This window comes from Bartonella sp. WD16.2, from assembly GCF_002022505.1.
GTDB lineage: Bacteria > Pseudomonadota > Alphaproteobacteria > Rhizobiales > Rhizobiaceae > Bartonella.
This window is the reverse complement of record NZ_CP019781.1, coordinates 169,138-185,127: the sequence shown is the minus strand read 5'-3', so window position 1 is coordinate 185,127 and position 15,990 is coordinate 169,138. Positions and strand designations below refer to the sequence as shown.

The 15,990-nt window shown below is 36.6% G+C and carries 10 protein-coding genes, 2 tRNA genes and 1 pseudogene; 7 read left to right on the top strand and 6 right to left on the bottom strand.

Translation table 11 applies throughout. From position 1 onward, the window contains the following. Nucleotides 1-3 precede the first annotated feature (3 nt). The 3 genes from BWD162_RS00690 (at nucleotide 4) to BWD162_RS00680 (ending at nucleotide 2,470) form a co-directional block, all read left to right on the top strand. A complete protein-coding gene (locus BWD162_RS00690) occupies nucleotides 4-1,683 on the top strand; it encodes a YadA-like family protein (protein WP_078705004.1) in 1,680 nt (559 codons plus the stop codon). Further along, on the top strand, nucleotides 1,683-2,255 hold the full coding sequence (locus BWD162_RS00685) for an invasion associated locus B family protein (RefSeq protein ID WP_078705003.1): 573 nt from the start codon (nucleotides 1,683-1,685) through the stop codon (nucleotides 2,253-2,255). The genes BWD162_RS00690 and BWD162_RS00685 overlap by 1 nt, the downstream gene beginning before the upstream one ends. 127 nt (nucleotides 2,256-2,382) lie before the next feature. Then, nucleotides 2,383-2,470 (top strand) — tRNA-Ser (locus tag BWD162_RS00680). 33 nt (nucleotides 2,471-2,503) lie between these two features. On the opposite strand, the gene pgi is transcribed toward BWD162_RS00680, so the two are convergent. The 3 genes from pgi to BWD162_RS00665 all read right to left on the bottom strand — a co-directional run bounded on the left by pgi (nucleotide 2,504) and on the right by BWD162_RS00665 (nucleotide 8,619). Then, on the bottom strand, nucleotides 2,504-4,153 hold the full coding sequence (gene pgi / locus BWD162_RS00675) for a glucose-6-phosphate isomerase (RefSeq protein ID WP_078705002.1): 1,650 nt from the start codon (nucleotides 4,151-4,153) through the stop codon (nucleotides 2,504-2,506). Nucleotides 4,154-4,342: 189 nt separating this feature from the next. Continuing rightward, nucleotides 4,343-7,480, bottom strand: coding sequence for an efflux RND transporter permease subunit (locus tag BWD162_RS00670; RefSeq protein WP_078705001.1), 3,138 nt, complete (start codon nucleotides 7,478-7,480; stop codon nucleotides 4,343-4,345). Further along, nucleotides 7,477-8,619 (bottom strand): efflux RND transporter periplasmic adaptor subunit, encoded by a 1,143-nt coding sequence (locus tag BWD162_RS00665; RefSeq protein WP_078705000.1) that lies wholly within the window; start codon nucleotides 8,617-8,619, stop codon nucleotides 7,477-7,479. The genes BWD162_RS00670 and BWD162_RS00665 overlap by 4 nt, the downstream gene beginning before the upstream one ends. Nucleotides 8,620-8,981: 362 nt before the next feature. Between BWD162_RS00665 and BWD162_RS00660 the strand changes: the two genes are divergently transcribed. Together BWD162_RS00660 and rpsU are read left to right on the top strand one after the other, a co-directional pair. Then, nucleotides 8,982-9,058: transfer RNA gene (locus BWD162_RS00660), tRNA-Arg, on the top strand. Nucleotides 9,059-9,506: 448 nt separating this feature from the next. Continuing rightward, nucleotides 9,507-9,740: a 30S ribosomal protein S21 gene (rpsU, locus tag BWD162_RS00655; protein ID WP_078662929.1), complete on the top strand. Its 234-nt coding sequence runs from the start codon at nucleotides 9,507-9,509 to the stop codon at nucleotides 9,738-9,740. A gap of 266 nt (nucleotides 9,741-10,006) precedes the next feature. Here rpsU and BWD162_RS00650 read toward each other — a convergent pair whose 3' ends face one another. Continuing rightward, complete coding sequence (locus BWD162_RS00650) at nucleotides 10,007-11,380, bottom strand: glutamate--cysteine ligase (RefSeq protein ID WP_078704999.1); 1,374 nt, start codon at nucleotides 11,378-11,380, stop codon at nucleotides 10,007-10,009. A 68-nt stretch (nucleotides 11,381-11,448) separates the two neighbouring features. After that, a pseudogene (locus BWD162_RS00645) lies at nucleotides 11,449-12,191 on the bottom strand (16S rRNA (uracil(1498)-N(3))-methyltransferase). Nucleotides 12,192-12,421: 230 nt separating this feature from the next. Between BWD162_RS00645 and BWD162_RS07770 the strand changes: the two are divergent. Continuing rightward, nucleotides 12,422-12,565 carry a hypothetical protein gene (locus BWD162_RS07770; protein WP_194284859.1) on the top strand — a complete coding sequence of 48 codons (144 nt, stop codon included), beginning with the start codon at nucleotides 12,422-12,424 and terminating at the stop codon, nucleotides 12,563-12,565. A 93-nt stretch (nucleotides 12,566-12,658) separates the two neighbouring features. Here the strand turns inward: BWD162_RS07770 and BWD162_RS00640 are convergent, their stop codons facing one another. Then, complete coding sequence (locus BWD162_RS00640) at nucleotides 12,659-14,539, bottom strand: AsmA family protein (protein ID WP_078704998.1); 1,881 nt, start codon at nucleotides 14,537-14,539, stop codon at nucleotides 12,659-12,661. A 312-nt stretch (nucleotides 14,540-14,851) separates the two neighbouring features. Here BWD162_RS00640 and folD point away from each other — a divergent pair, with 312 nt between their 5' ends. Further along, nucleotides 14,852-15,751, top strand: a complete 900-nt coding sequence (folD, locus tag BWD162_RS00635; RefSeq protein ID WP_078704997.1) for a bifunctional methylenetetrahydrofolate dehydrogenase/methenyltetrahydrofolate cyclohydrolase FolD — start codon at nucleotides 14,852-14,854, stop codon at nucleotides 15,749-15,751. Nucleotides 15,752-15,990: the final 239 nt, after the last annotated feature.

Genomic DNA, 15,990 nt, shown 5'->3' with positions numbered 1-15,990 from the left:
AGTTTGGCTTTGCGGTCATATTCTACAGCAATAGGTAGTTACGCAAAAGCGTGGGGCAAGAACGGTACGACAGCCATAGGTGCTTTAGCTACTACGGATGAACTTGGTACGGCTGTTGGTTATAAAGCACAATCATCTGCGTGGGGTGGTGTTGCTTTGGGTAACCATTCTAAAGCGGATGTTAAGGAAGGAATTGCCGGTTATGATCTTAGAGATATTTTGAACAAACAGAAAAATTCACCTGCATGGAAAAGTACTAGAGGTGCAGTGAGTATTGGTGATATATCCCAAAGAATAACACGCCAGATTGTAGGGGTAGCTGCTGGTTTTAAAGATACTGATGCAGTGAATATTGCACAGCTGAAAGCGCTAAAAAAATGGGTAGAAAAAGAAGGCGCTACTTGGCAACTTTCTGTGAACGGCCAAAACATTATAAAAGTTACACCAAAAAGCAAGATTGATTTAGCTGGAAGTGATAATCTTAAGGTTATTAAAAAAGATAAAAGCAATCAAGTTATGTTTGATCTGGCTAAAGATCTAAAAGTATCAAGTGTTACATTAGGAGATATCAGAGTAAGTGATAACGGAATTAATGCTGGAAATAGAAATATTACAAACGTGGCAGAAGGAAAACTTTCAGTAGACTCGACAGATGTAGTCAGTGGTGCACAGCTTTATAAGATAGGAGACTCTATTTCTCAATATTTAGGGGGTAATACAATATTCAGAAATGGTAACCTTCTGAAGCCATGGTATATTTTATCTCGTATTTCTACGGATGGAACTGTAAAACAGGCTAACTTTAATGATGTTGGTAGTGCTTTTAGAGAACTTGATGTAAATATCAAGAATGTAAATAGTCATCTAAAATATGTGTCAGATAATTTTGGGGAAGCAATCGGTAAGATTTTTGAAGATTTGCAACATAATACTGTGTCATGGAGCAAACGTGATAAGGCATTTGCTGCACTTCATACAAAAGGAGGGAAAAGAAAAAATAGCAAACTTAGGTTTCTTGCAGATGGAGATATTGCTCCTAACTCCACTGATGCTATTACAGGCAAGCAGCTTTGGAAGACGAATGAGAGGGTTAACAGTCTTAAAGGCAAAGTTGATAATGTGATTGATCAAGTTAACACTCTTACTGAGGAGGTTGTTACCTATGACAAAGATGAATATGGTAAAAAAAGCAATAGCATCACTTTAACAGGTACTGATGACGGTACACCTATAATCATTGACAATGTTGCAGATGGTAGAGTCGAAAAAGGTTCAAGACAAGCGGTCAATGGTGGTCAACTGAAAGAACAGATAAGTCTTGTTCTTTCAGACGCAAACAAATATACAGATGAAAAAATAGAGAATATGGTTGGTGACGCTATTGCACAAACCAACAAGTATACAAATATGAAATTTGAAACTTTAAATTCTGAGATTGAGAATACTAAAAAGGAAGCAAGACAAGCAGCAGCTATCGGTTTGGCTGTAGCTAGCTTGCATTACATTAATACACCAGGGGTGCTCAGTATTGCATTTGGTAGTGGTGTATGGCGTGGTCAATCAGCACTTGCTTTTGGAACTGGTTATATGTCTGAAGATGGAACAGTACGCTCCAACCTCTCCGTTACCACTTCTGGAGGGCATTGGGGTGTAGGGGCAGGAGTAAGTTGGTCATTGAAATAATGATAAAAAACCGGAAATATATTGCAGGTCTTTTGTTTGTTCTTGTTTTTTTAGGAAAGGCTGTAAGCTTTGCTAATGAGGAAGACAGTATTTATACAGTGCATCCACCGCAATTATCAGTGCCCAGTGGAAAACCTGGAGAAATACGCCGAATTATTATGCAATTTCATTATTGGACATTAATTTGCGATGAAAACAAAACAGTTAAACAAGGTATCTGTAATGTAACTCAGACAATCTATAATGATAAAGAAGGCAACAAGGTCTTTAGCTGGTCTCTTGTTTCTACAAAAGGTGGACAACCGGTTATGTTGTTACGAACATTACCAAACGCTAACACAAATGTTCCTATTCAAGTGTTTATGGAAGGTGTTAAAAAACCGCTTCTTATTAGTTATAAGCAGTGCAATAAAGAAATCTGTTTAGCACAATATCCCATAGGGCCAGTTTTAATGGAACAAATAAGCAAGAGTAGCAATGTGCGCATTTCTTATCAGCTTAAAGAGGGAAAAACGCTTTCCTTTGTAACGCCATTTAAGGGGTTGAATGAAGCGCTTTTCTCTTTGCAATAATAAAATCAACAAATATCAATTTTATCTATTTCAGCATTAGTTTTGATGAATAAAGTAATTTTTTATTTCCTAAGGTATATAATTTAAGGTTGCAGGTTATTTCTTTCTGAATATAGTGCAAGCCTCTGGAGAGGTGGCCAAGTGGTTGAAGGCGCACGCCTGGAACGCGTGTATATGGGAAACCATATCGAGGGTTCGAATCCCTCTCTCTGCCATTACTAGAAAATTTAAATAAATTTTCAAACCTTTTATTCAGCACATCTCGCTTGAATATGCGTCAGTAATCCTAATGTTGAACTATCACGATTATTAACTCTGGATTCTCCACGTATAACGGGTAACAATTCATTTGCTAACTCTTTACCAAACTCAACACCCCATTGATCAAATGAATTAATATTCATTAAAACCCCTTCAATAAAAATACGATGCTCATAAAGTGCCATTAAACGACCGAGCGTAAAAGGCGTCAACAAATCCTGAACGAGCATAATGCTTGGCCGATTTCCTTTCAAACTTTTATGAAGCGCCAAATTATTTGCTTCACTATCATTAATTGTATTATTAACAACAGTGTCCCAACTGTCTTTAATAATGTGGCCTTTCATCAAAGCCTCTGATTGCGCCAAACAATTAGTTACTAATATATCATGCATATCACTTAAATGCGGTTCATGCCCTTTGACAAATAAAATAAATTCCACAGGAATAATATCTGTTCCTTGATGCAGAAATTGAAAAAAAGCATGTTGCCCATTTGTCCCCGAATCGCCCCAAACAACTGGGCCACTTGAAAAGCCTATTGGTATACCATCTAAAGAAATATGCTTGCCATTTGACTCCATATCAAGTTGCTGTAAATAAGCCGGAAAGCGTATTAAACGCTGCGCATACGGAATGACTGCACGCGATGAATAACCACAAATAACACGATGCCAGAATCCTAAAAGAGCAAATCGAATCGGAATATTTTTATGCAAAGGTGCAGTTTTAAAATGCTCGTCCATCTGGTGTGCACCCTTGAGAAACTGACGAAAGTTTTGACCACCAATTGCCAACATAACAACAAGACCAATTGCTGACCAAATTGAATAACGTCCCCCAACCCAATTCCAAAGTTCAAAAATCCTTGAAGAATCTATACCAAATTCCATCACTTTATCGGCTGCGCTGGAAACACCAACAAAATGCATTTTTACCGCTTCTTCTCCTAAATGTGAACTGATCCATTGGCGTGCAACTTTAGCGTTTGCTACGGTTTCAGATGTTGTAAAAGTTTTAGAAGCAATAATAAAAAGTGTTGTTTCTGGATTCAAATTAGCAAGAACATCAACAATATGTGCACCATCCACATTAGAAACAAAATGACAACGCGGTCCATCATGATAAGGCTTTAAAGCATTAGTAACCATTGCAGGTCCAAGATCAGACCCTCCAATACCAATATTTACAATATCAATTATCTTCTCACCACTATACCCTCTATAGTGACCACAGCGAACCATTTCAGAAAATTCTTCCATACGAGTAAGAACGGCTTGGATATCTTGAACAATATTACGCTCATTCAACATAAAAACTTCATCAGCAGACAAACGTAACGCAATATGAAGAGCTGAGCGTTTTTCAGTTACATTAATAGCTTCACCCGAAAACATCGCCTTACACTTGCCTGAAACATCCGCTGCAATAGCAAGATTATCTAAGAGTTTCAGCGTATTTAATGTTACACCACACTTTGAAAAATCGAAAAGGAAATCATCAAGTCTTAAAGAAAAACGAGTAAAACGCTGTTCATCCTCTGCAAAATGTCGACGAATATCACAAACTTTATCTTCTATAATATGCTTTTTCAAAGTCTTCAAAGCTACTTCAAAAGCTCTTTCATTGCGAACCATAATTATTTTCCTATGGTCATTGACAATAATATCAAGACACAAATGACTCTAAAATAGAGGATAGTTCCTCTACTCTAACCCATTTTGACTGCTCACATATGAAATAACACAAAATAGAAAGATAAGCACTCAAATGGTATCCCTTAGACAAAAGTTAAAAAACTGTGTCAATCTTCTATTCAAAAGCAGTTATTTGACTTGGCTTAGTTCTTTTGTCAAATGTTTAGCTTCTTCCACTTTTGGCTTTATAAAACGTCCGAGAAATAGATAAACAACTGGTGTTACATAAAGGGTAAAAATAGTTGCCAAACCCAAACCACCAACAATAACCCAACCTAAAGCTACACGTGCTTCTGCACCAGCACCCTTTGCTAAAACCAAAGGAATACCTCCTAAAATAGCGCAAATCATCGTCATACAAACTGGCCGGAGACGAACATTAGCGGCTTCTTCTATAGCTTCACGTACACTTTTACCTTTATCACGTAACTGATCTGCAAACTCAACAATCAGAATACCATTTTTAGCCATAATACCAATTAATAAAATCAAACCAATTCGACTATAAATATTGAGACTAACACCACCCAAAAGCATAGCAATTACTGCACAACCAACTCCTAATGGTACAGTAGCCATTATAATAAAGCCCGAAACAAAACTTTCAAACTGTGCGGCTAAAATCAATAAAATAATTACAAAAGCAATTCCAAAAACAATCATTAAATCAGAAGATGTTTCACCAAGAGTTGCTGCATCTCCTAAAGGAATAATATAATTTCCCTCTGACAATAAAGGAAGCGCGGCTTCTTCTACAGTCTTATAAGCACTCCCTAAAGAAACTCTTAGAGCAAGATTTGCACCTATAACAACAGCACTCATGCGTTCTTCCCGTTTTAATTGAGGTGCAATAGCTTTTTCACATAAATCTGTGATAACTGATAAGGGAACATATTTACCATCTTTGGTTTTTAAAAAAACATTTTCTAAATCAGCAGGATTATTGATAGGATTCTTACGCGATGTAAGTTTTACATCATAAGCGTGATCATCCACATAAATCGAGCCAATCTGCTTTCCATCTACCATTGTTTGCAATGTATCACCCAAATTGGTGATATCAATCCCTAAATCAGAGGCTTTTTCTCTGTTAATTTCGATAAAAAATTGAGGTTGCGTCGCATCAACAGTAAGCCGCGGACGAACAAACTGCGGATCAGTGCGTAAAGTGCTTACAAGCTTATCAGCAATTGATTGTAGTTGGGTATAATCATCTCCAACGACCGCAAATTGCAATCCTTGGCCAATTCCTGAAATCCCTAAAGAACTAATTTGTGCAGCAAATGCAAAAACCCCCGGAAACTGCTTAACTTTTGCATTAACATCTTTTAAAATTTCTTGCTGGCTACGCGAACGCTTGTCCCAAGGTGAAAGCAACAAAATAAGAAAACCATTATTAGATGAACCTCCAGCTCCAGAAATAGAATAACTGTTAACAATTTCACCAGCATCACGCAACGGTTTTAAACTCGCTTCAATTTGCTGCATCTGATCATTTAAATAATGTACTGAAATATCTTGTGGTCCACTAACGACTAAAAAAATAATTCCTCTATCTTCTGCTGGCGTCAACTCCTGTTTAAGCGCCATATAGCCTCCAATACAGAAAACGAAGAAAATAAGCGAAGCAAAAACAACAGTCCAAGGTCGTTCCAAACATTTATGCAAACTATAAGCATACCCCCTACTAAAGAAAGCACTTATCCGAAACAGAAAAATTAAACGATGTGCCTTTTGCTCATCATCTTTAACATGCTTTTCTTCTTTAAGAAAGCGTGAAGCAAGCATAGGACACAGAGTTAAAGCAACAACTGAAGAAAGCAGAACAGATACTGATAATACAAAACCAAACTCTCTAAAAAGTCCCCCAATTTGCCCAGGAAGAAAGGAAATAGGCACAAAAACAGCTACCAAAGTTAACGTCGTTGCCACAACAGCAAAAAATACTTCCTGTGTTCCTAATACAGCTGCTGACCGAGCACCAAATCCCATATTGCGCCATCGAACAATATTCTCAAGAACAACAATTGCGTCATCCACAACAAGCCCAGTTGCTAAAACAAGCCCTAAAAACGTGAGAATATTTAGGGAAAAACCTGCAAGATAAATTGCAGCGATTGTCCCAATCAGAGCTACCGGAATAGACACAGCAGGAATAAGTGTTACACGAACATCTCCTAGAAATAGAAAAATAATCAAAATAACACTAAGTACAGCAATAACTAATGCAATCTCAACTTCATGAAGAGCACTCTTAATAAAAATAGCATCGTCATTAGGAATACTTATATGGACAGAAGAAGGAAGAACATTTTTGAGATGTTCAACAACAGCTCGAACATTTTTGGAAATATCAAGAGTATTAGACTGCGCCTTACGTACAATACCTAACCCAATTCCCACCTTCCCGTTTACACGAAGAATAACTGTCTCTACATCAGGGGACAAAGTAACATGCGCCACATCACCAAGACGCACATGAGGCTTTAATACAACTTGTTCAAAAGCTTCTGGTGTCGTCAAACGAGCAGTTGCACGTACAATTAAAGCTTGCTCAGAATTACGTAACGATCCCACAGGTGCATCAGTAGTCATATCAGACAGAACACGTGAAATATCCCCTACAGTTAACCCATAACTGGCAAGTTTTGCTTGATCAATATCAATCTGAAAAATCTTCACACGAGCGTTATCAACCTGCACATCACCAACACCATCAACAGCAGAAAGTGCATCAACAATTTGATCATTCACAACCGTTGTCAAATCATCAATATTCATTGTTGGTGAAGTTACAACCAAATACATCATCGCAGCAGCATTTGAATCTGCTTTAATAATTACAGGTGGCTCCGCATCTTTTGGTAAAGAATAGGCAATACGAGAAATAGCATCGCGAATATCAGATGCCGCAACATTTAAATCAACACCAACATTAAATTTAACCTCCACACGAGAACGACCAAAAGCGGAAGCTGAAGAAATCGTTTTAACCCCTGAGACACGAGAAACTGCATCTTCTATAACTTTCGTAATCTCACGATCAATTGTTTCTGCTGATGCACCAGTAAAAGTCGTTTTAATTGTTGCCACTGGAATATCTACATCTGGCAATTCACGCACATCAACGCTCATCCATGCAGAAATCCCTGCAATTACAATCAGAGCATTTAAAACAAAGGTAAAAACTGGCCTGCGAATAAAAAACACCATTATACCGCTTTGTTCTGACTTTGCTAAAGGCTGTTTCTCAACTTCTTGACTCATTGCCTATCCTGCCCATTAGCTTCTGATAATTGCTTTTGATGAGCCTTTGAATCATGAACAATAACATGACCACCCGGACGAAGCATTTGTACCCCTTGAACGACAATCTGATCACCATTTTCTAGGGGAGCTTTTACAAATACTTGATTTGCTTTATGCTGAATAATTGATACTGGAACGTATTCTACTTTACCCTCTCTCACACGCCAAACGAATGACCCTCTACTGTTCCATTGAATGGCAAGAGGATCAACGACCGGGAAAGAACCATCGTGAAATTGAAACGTAACAGAAAAAGACATACCAGACATAAGTACATTTTTTTCATTCTGAATTTCAACTTGAACGTGAAGTGTACGGCTTTGTGGATCAACCATATTATCAACCGCATAAACATGGCCAACAAAAGTCTTATCTGGCTGTGCTATTAAGGCTGCAGTCACTTCATCCCCTTTATGGATACGTGATGCATATCGTTCAGGCACCCAAATATCAACCAAAATACGTTCGTTATTCTCAACACGACCTATCACAGTATTAATACCAACAGAATTTCCCACATCAATAGGTAAAATACCAACAATTCCACTAATTGGTGCACGAATTATTCGCCGATCAAGTGCTAAATCAGCATCAGACAAAGTTAAATTTGCATTCTCTAATTCTAAGCGCGCAGTAATCTCTTGAACCTCTGTTGCTGTATTAGTCGCACGTAATTTAAGAATACGTGAAAGCGTTAAGGCACTATTGTCGCGTTGAACTTTTGCTCTTGCAGCTGCTATTTCTTCCTTTTTAGAATCAAGTTTTGCAATCGCATCACCTACCTGCACTTTTGTACCGGCAGACACAAAAATCTTATCAACAACGCCTCCTGACCAAGGAGCTAAATCCACCGCAGCAATAGCCCGTCCACTACCAATAGCATTAAGACGTTCATAAAAATCTTGAACTTTAACAAGATCAACAACGACATTTACCGGCAGCATTCCCATTGATGCTTTCGATGCAGCATGCGGTGCATTTTTTGTTTTACCTTCTGTAGGAACAAGACATTCTATATCGTGTTTTGACCAAAAATAAATGGCAACACAAATAATACCCAAAAGCATTAATGGAATGATCTTTTTCAGCGATCCCATATATCTATCCTTGCTTTGTCATTTACTTACACCAATGCACTTGAAATAGTTTTCAGCAGCAATATTTGAATTTTGCAAAAATTGAATCGTAGATAATATAACCACACTGCAAAAACGTATTTCATTTATATAATCATTAATTTGACTATCTTTCATAGAACAGACCGTCAAGTTAACTATCGTTCATCTTAGATCTTACCACGAACCAAATAAAAAAATAATATTATACAGAAGCTTTATAGAAATCATAAATACCTTAAACTTTAAACAAAAAAACTTTTTTACCAAGTTTTACTTGCAATTCATCAACGAAACGATTAGGAACCCCATGTCTTAACGATATTAAAAGACTGGAAATTTATGCACCCGTAGCTCAGCTGGATAGAGCACCAGACTACGAATCTGGGGGTCAGGAGTTCGAATCTCTTCGGGTGCGCCAAATATTTTAGTAGAATCAAAAGGCTATAGAGAAATTAAAGGCTTTTAATTTTGTTGGTTTTACTGAATTGTTGGCTTTTATCCCCCCATACTTTTTGTAGCTTCTTGATTGTTTTTATATTGAATCGCTTTCTATTAACCACCTTGATATAGAGCAACTGCTACAATAGCATAATCTATATCTAACCCTACTTGTCACTGAAAAATTCATCTTAATTTTTCAGTTGAACAATGAAATTGGTAATCCTTATAAACACATATTGATAAGTTCAATTGTTAATTATAAAAAACTGCATATAGCAAAAAAATAGAGTTTTTGAAAAGCAATATAGACAACCACCTTATTTATATGGTATGCGCATTGCTAATATAATTCTTTTGGCTTTGTTCAAAAGGCAGTGGGCTTTTGCCTAGTTTATTTAGAACATTGAGACAAAGTAAGGTAAACTGTGCAAGTACTCGTTCGTGATAATAATGTTGATCAAGCATTGCGTGCGCTAAAAAAGAAAATGCAGCGCGAAGGTATCTTTCGTGAAATGAAGATGCGTGGATATTATGAAAAGCCATCGGAAAAACGGGCTCGTGAAAAGGCTGAGGCTATTCGTCGTACACGTAAACTTGCCCGTAAACGCGCGCAAAGAGAAGGTCTCATTAGTAACGGCCGAGCTGTTTTTGTACGATAATACATTTTTATTTATGCGCTATAAATAACTCAAAAAGAGAGTTAAGTGATATTAAAAATATCTAGATTTAAATGAAAATCTGTAAATAGAGTTTTCTTTTTATCTTAAATAAATTTCACTCCCTGCCTAAATGTGATTACGATTTTCAGCTATTATTGAGAGCTTCATAATTACAAATATTTTAGTTATTTTTAAAGAATATACAAGAGAAAACACATATGGGTATTTTACAACAAAGACACAAAAAGCTTTTCCTACTTCAAAATCTAATAAGCACATTCTAAAAACACTGGCTCTACAGACCCACCCCAAATAGAATGATAATTAGATAACAACCTATCAGCATCTGTTTGACCCATTGCAATCATTTCTTCCAAAGGATTAAGAAAACTTTCCTCATCATAACCGCCAGTATCATATTGCTTGCGATTTTTTAAACCCTTGCGTGAAATCGCAATAGCTTGGCGTGCTAATTCTAAAATTATCGTTTGACGAAAAGGTGTTTGCAATCCTTCTTTTGGAACACGTCTACGCATACCTAAAACTTCTTCAAAACACCAATCTTTCGTCAAAGCTTCCGCCTCATTAAGCGCTTCACTATCATAAAGAAGACCAACCCAAAAAGCAGATAATGCACAGATATGTTTCCAAGACCCGCCATCAGCGCCTCTCATTTCTAAAAAGCGCTTTAAGCGTACTTCAGGAAATAAGGTCGATAAGTGATCTACCCAATCTCTTATATTAGGTGTTGAATCTACAATTTGCCCTTTCAATGCTCCATTCATAAATTGGCGAAAAGTTATATGTGTACAATCATGATAATGCCCATCGCGTATAATAAAATACATCGGTACATCAAGTGCCCACTCAACATAATCAGCAAACCCAAAGCGTTCGGAAAATATAAAAGGAAGTACTCCTGTTCTTTGATTATCAGTACCACACCAAACATGAGAACGCCACGATAACAAATCATTTGGGTGCCCTTCAATAAAAGGTGAACTGGCAAATAATGCTGTTGCAATGGATTGCAATTTCATTGACACTTGCATTTTGCGCCGCATATCAGTTTCAGATGAAAAATCAAGATTCACCTGAATAGTCGCTGTTCTATACATCATATCAAGACCACTATGACCAACTTTTGGCATGTATTTAGTCATAATTTGATAACGTGATTTGGGCATTTGCGGTGTTTCATCTAAAGTCCATTTTGGACTAGCACCAATACCTAAAAAACCAATACCTAATGGTCCTGAAATTTTTTTAAGGAGAGCCAAATGTTCCATCAGCTCACAATAAGTGTGGCCAACCGTTTTTAATGGTGCACCAGATAATTCAAACTGCCCTCCAGGCTCCAAAGAAATCGCACCTTGACCCGCTGATTCTACAAGCCCCACAATATTTCCTTCATCTAAAACAGCTTTCCACCCTAGAGCTTGTTGCATCCCCTCTAAAAGTGCACGAATACCCTTTGCACCTTCATATGGAACAGGACGAAAACCATTTATATAGAATGGAAATTTCTCATGCTCTGTACCAATACACCAATCATTTTCTGCTTTACAACCCTCTTGAAGATAGCCAACTAGAGAATCTAAATTGTGAATTTCACTTTCATCAGTTGTATCAAGCGCCATAAATTATTTTACCTTATCAACAAATTCGACCACTTAAATGAATTGTTTTAAATGATATTGCAAGCTTCTTAATCGATTGACCAAGCCTCTACTGTAGTATTAATAAGGGCCAAAGCTGCAACAGCTGCAGTATCAGCACGTAAAATACGTGGACCTAATGATATAGGAATCACAAAAGAATGTTTTCTTAAAAAGGCCTGCTCTTCTTTACTAAATCCTCCTTCTGGTCCAACAAGAACACCAAGCGGTATAGTTCCATGCTTCTTTAAAAAAGGTAATGGATTCTGTATTTCATGTGATTCATCACAAAAAAACAAAGAGTGTGTCTTATCCCAACGCGCTAAAAGTGTTTTTAACGATACAGCAGGCAAACATTTCGGTAAAGACAAAATGCCACATTGTTCAGCAGCTTCAATAATATTAGCCTTTATACGCGCCATATTGATACGAGAAACTTGTGTATGATGTGTTATAATAGGCTGTAAAATAGATACCCCCATTTCTACAACCTTTTGTACCATATAATCTAAACGCGCATGTTTAAGTGGAGCAAAACAATAAATAAGACCCGGACATGTTGTTTGAGATCTTGTCTGATGAACAAGCTGAACTATTACAAACTTTTTTTAATAGCGGTAATCTCGGCCAACCATTCACCATCTTCCCCATTAAAAAATAAAATCTGATCTCCCTCTTTCATGCGCAAAACATGCACAAGGTAAGAAACTTGAGCTCCTTCTATTTCTATTTCTCTGTTCAAAGAAAGTGGTTGCTGAATAAATAACCTTTGAAATTTATAATTCACACGCATAAAAAATTTGTGACAGAGTAAATTACAATCGTCAAGGTAATAAAACAAAAAGTATAATTAAAAGAAAAAATCCGCCCCATAAAACTACAATATATTGAAGAGTAGTAGAATTGTTTACCTTTGTTTATAATAATTGGAACAAATAGAATGTTAAGTGATTCTGTTCGTATAAAAATTGATCACAAAATACTCTCTTGCACTCAATGACTACCCTATGATTGGAGAAAGATATGTCTGCTAAAAGAGCCATTGTTATTACTATTGCCACAATTTTAGCCTTTATTTTGACCACTATAGGAATTAGCTCAGTTACAACAAAGGGGAAGCATATAATTGCCACAGATGGCTACGGTATTTCCTCTCAGATACGTTAGATAGCCTACTGCCATAGTCTTTGAAATTTCATTCTAAATTAATATTTTTCGAGTGATTTTCTAAAATCAAAATCAATAATGAAAAACAAAAATTTAATTTTCATCGATATTTTTCTTAACAAAAAATTTTCCTAGAGACTGCCCCACAGAGCTAAGTGAAAAACTAAAAGGTCGTACAAGGCTATTAGTAAGGCAGTGAACATCTTTGCATAAAGTATCTGAACGATTATTCTTCTGTAATCGTCCTTGCAACATAAAATCCTTCTGCTTTTCCTTGGTGATAGGCACTGCAATCGGACCATCAATAGACAAATTCCAATCTGCCATACGCATTAATGATTCTATTTCCGTTACCACGCCATCAGAAAACTTTGCTTTAATATCTAAACGCTCAAAAGGTGTTGAAAACGCGTGGTTATTTACTAAAAAAAACGGTTCATTCCCTAAAAGCTTGTGCTGCAACTCATTTAAATCATATCTCAATAATCGGCCAGAAGGTATATTCACTGTTAATTTTCCTTGAATTTTCTCAAGAATTTCTGACCAACTACTAACAAGCATTTGTATTGTTACGACGAAGCCAGTTTTAGCCTGTATAAATGGTGTCAGTCCTAAAGCCTCTGAAAAAGTTTGCGCATCAACAGAAGTACCCGAAACGCGTCCTTCAATGCACACTTTTTTACCATTTGGTACAATTTGAACATTACTCTGAATAGATCCACCAAAAATATTTGCATTTCCAAGATCAAAATTCCCACGCCTATTTTTAATTTGCATTGTTGCTGCCAAATTTGTGAGTGCAATCTTACCTATTTTTGCTTGTGGTGCTGAAATTCGCACATCTAATCCAATACGATCAAAAATTGCCATATCAAGGAATTCATTTTCCTTTCCAACTAGTGAAACCATCGACTCTAATACATTAAGATTCATACTATCAAAAGCTAAAGATCCAATTATGTTAGGAACATGGTTTTGAAAATCAAATTCCAAAGCTCCACGTGCATTTACAGCGCCCATATTAAATGTAATATTATTCATTTCGATACGTTTTGGCTGTGCTAAAAAATGAGACTCCCATACAATAGGTAGTTTTAATCTCCCTCCCCAAAACTGATTTCCACCAATCCAAGCCAATGTTTGATTCCAGCCAGGAGAACGCATCGATATTTTTCCGTCAAAAATGTAATATTCAGATAATCGCGCTTTCCCCGTAAACGTTATACCACCACGCAAAGAATTAAAGCTCACTCTAAGTGAGCTTTGCCCCCCTGCTAAAAGCAATAAAGCTTGATCAGCGTTAATTAATAATTCCGTTAACTCCCCATGCCAACGAGCCCTTGCGCGAAACCGCGCTGCTTGTGTTGATTCTGACCAATCGATAGTTGCATTCAGTCCTGTTATTTTTTCTGTCACATCAGAAACACTATCACGATAAATAAGAACACCATTTTCGATGACAATACGTCCAAAAGGCTGGTTTAAAAGGCTCTCTACATCTGGTTGATCAGGATTGAGCTTAACAATTTCACGAGCATTACGCACTGCTAACCCTAAAGTACCTTGTGACCGCGAAAGTGTATTAAAAAAATCAGACACTGTTTTAAAAGGCTTTTCCATAACAAATTGTGGACGCACAATTCGTGTTTCTGAAAAAGAAACACATCCCCTAAGAAGATCAATTAAAGAAAGATCTACTTCTATCGATTCAGCTTCCATTAAAGGTGTAACATTATTAATTTTGGATGTTAAAGTAACTCCTGAAAGAAATGCTTTTGGATAAGGAAAAAGTTTCAAACGTGGTGGTTCACGCAGTTGCACATTATAGCCTGTCCATGCGCTTAAATCCTGTGCCACTCGGATACGAATCGTGTCGGTTGATACAAGATAAGGTAAAACAATAACAGAAGTTCCAAGCAAAAAAACAACTGCTACAAAAACCCCACTCAAAAATTTTATTATTCTGATGAGCACAATTTCCTCTATATTTTTGATCCTATAATAGATTAGAATGAAACTAAATGATCATTAAAAAATGGTTTTGATAATCCTATAATTTGCTATATCTATTCAATAATTCGATTACCCTTATTTTATTCAAATTTTATTGAAACAACAATGTTACTCTCTCTTTATAAAGCAACTATTTTCCACTACTCTCCAAAAGAAAAAAGAGAGGTAAACCATGTAATAACTATGGTTATTCAAATAGTGTCATAAAACTCTTTTTACTATCAGCAAATATTTTACAAAAAACTGAATATCCCTATCGAAAGGATTCCTCTCATGAACAATATTATTGACGGAAAAAAGCTTGCTGAAAACATTATTAATAAAATCAAGAAAGAAACAAAAAAACTTCGTAACAATCATAAAATACAGCCTGGGATTGCTGTTATTATTGTTGGAGATGATCCCGCAAGTCAGGTTTATGTTACCTCAAAAAGTAAAAAAGCTGAAGAATGCGGTTTTCTTTCAATTAAGCATACAATTCCTCAAGACACGAAAGAAGAAGAACTCCTGCAACTTATTGAAACATTAAATTCCGATCCTAAAATTCATGGGATTTTGGTGCAACTCCCTCTACCTGCTCATATCAATACGAACAAAATAACGCAAGCTATCGCCGTCCAAAAAGATGTTGATGGTTTTCATTATATCAATATAGGAAAACTCGCAGCAAATATACTTGAAGATACGTTCATTCCTTGCACACCTGCTGGTGTTATGATGATAATCGAATACCAACGTGGGCGGGATTTATCAGGTCTTGATGCAGTCATCGTTGGGCGTTCTAATATTGTTGGCAAACCTATGGCAGCCTTATTGATAGCAGCCAATGCTACCGTGACAATCGCCCACAGTCGCACCCGTAATCTTGCCGAAGTGTGTAGCAGTGCTGATATTTTAGTTGTAGCTGTTGGTCGTCCACATATCATTAAAAAAGATTGGGTAAAACAAGGAGCTATTGTTATTGATGTTGGTATTAACCGAATTGAAGCTTCAGAAAAAGGTACCAATAAAACCCGTCTTGTCGGTGATGTAGATTTTGAAGAAGTCAAAGAAAAAGCCTCTGCTATTACTCCTGTACCTGGAGGTGTTGGTCCTATGACAATCGCTATGCTCATGGTCAATACGCTTAAAGCTGCTGCTCAAGCCCACAAGTTACCTCTACCAAAATTCTAAGATTTTTTGTACTTTTATCACATGCATATAAATTCTCTGTGTTGTGCGTTTTCATTCTACCATCACAATAGGCATTCCTTGATTTGTGTTATTTTTTTCTAAGATAATGATTAATGCAAAAAATCTTCTTTTCATCAAATACCTACGCAAATATATTATTTAATTCAATTGCCGTTTTTTAATCACAAACGATTGATTTTCACAAATAAAAACTCACGTGTAGCTGCGTTACTAAACCG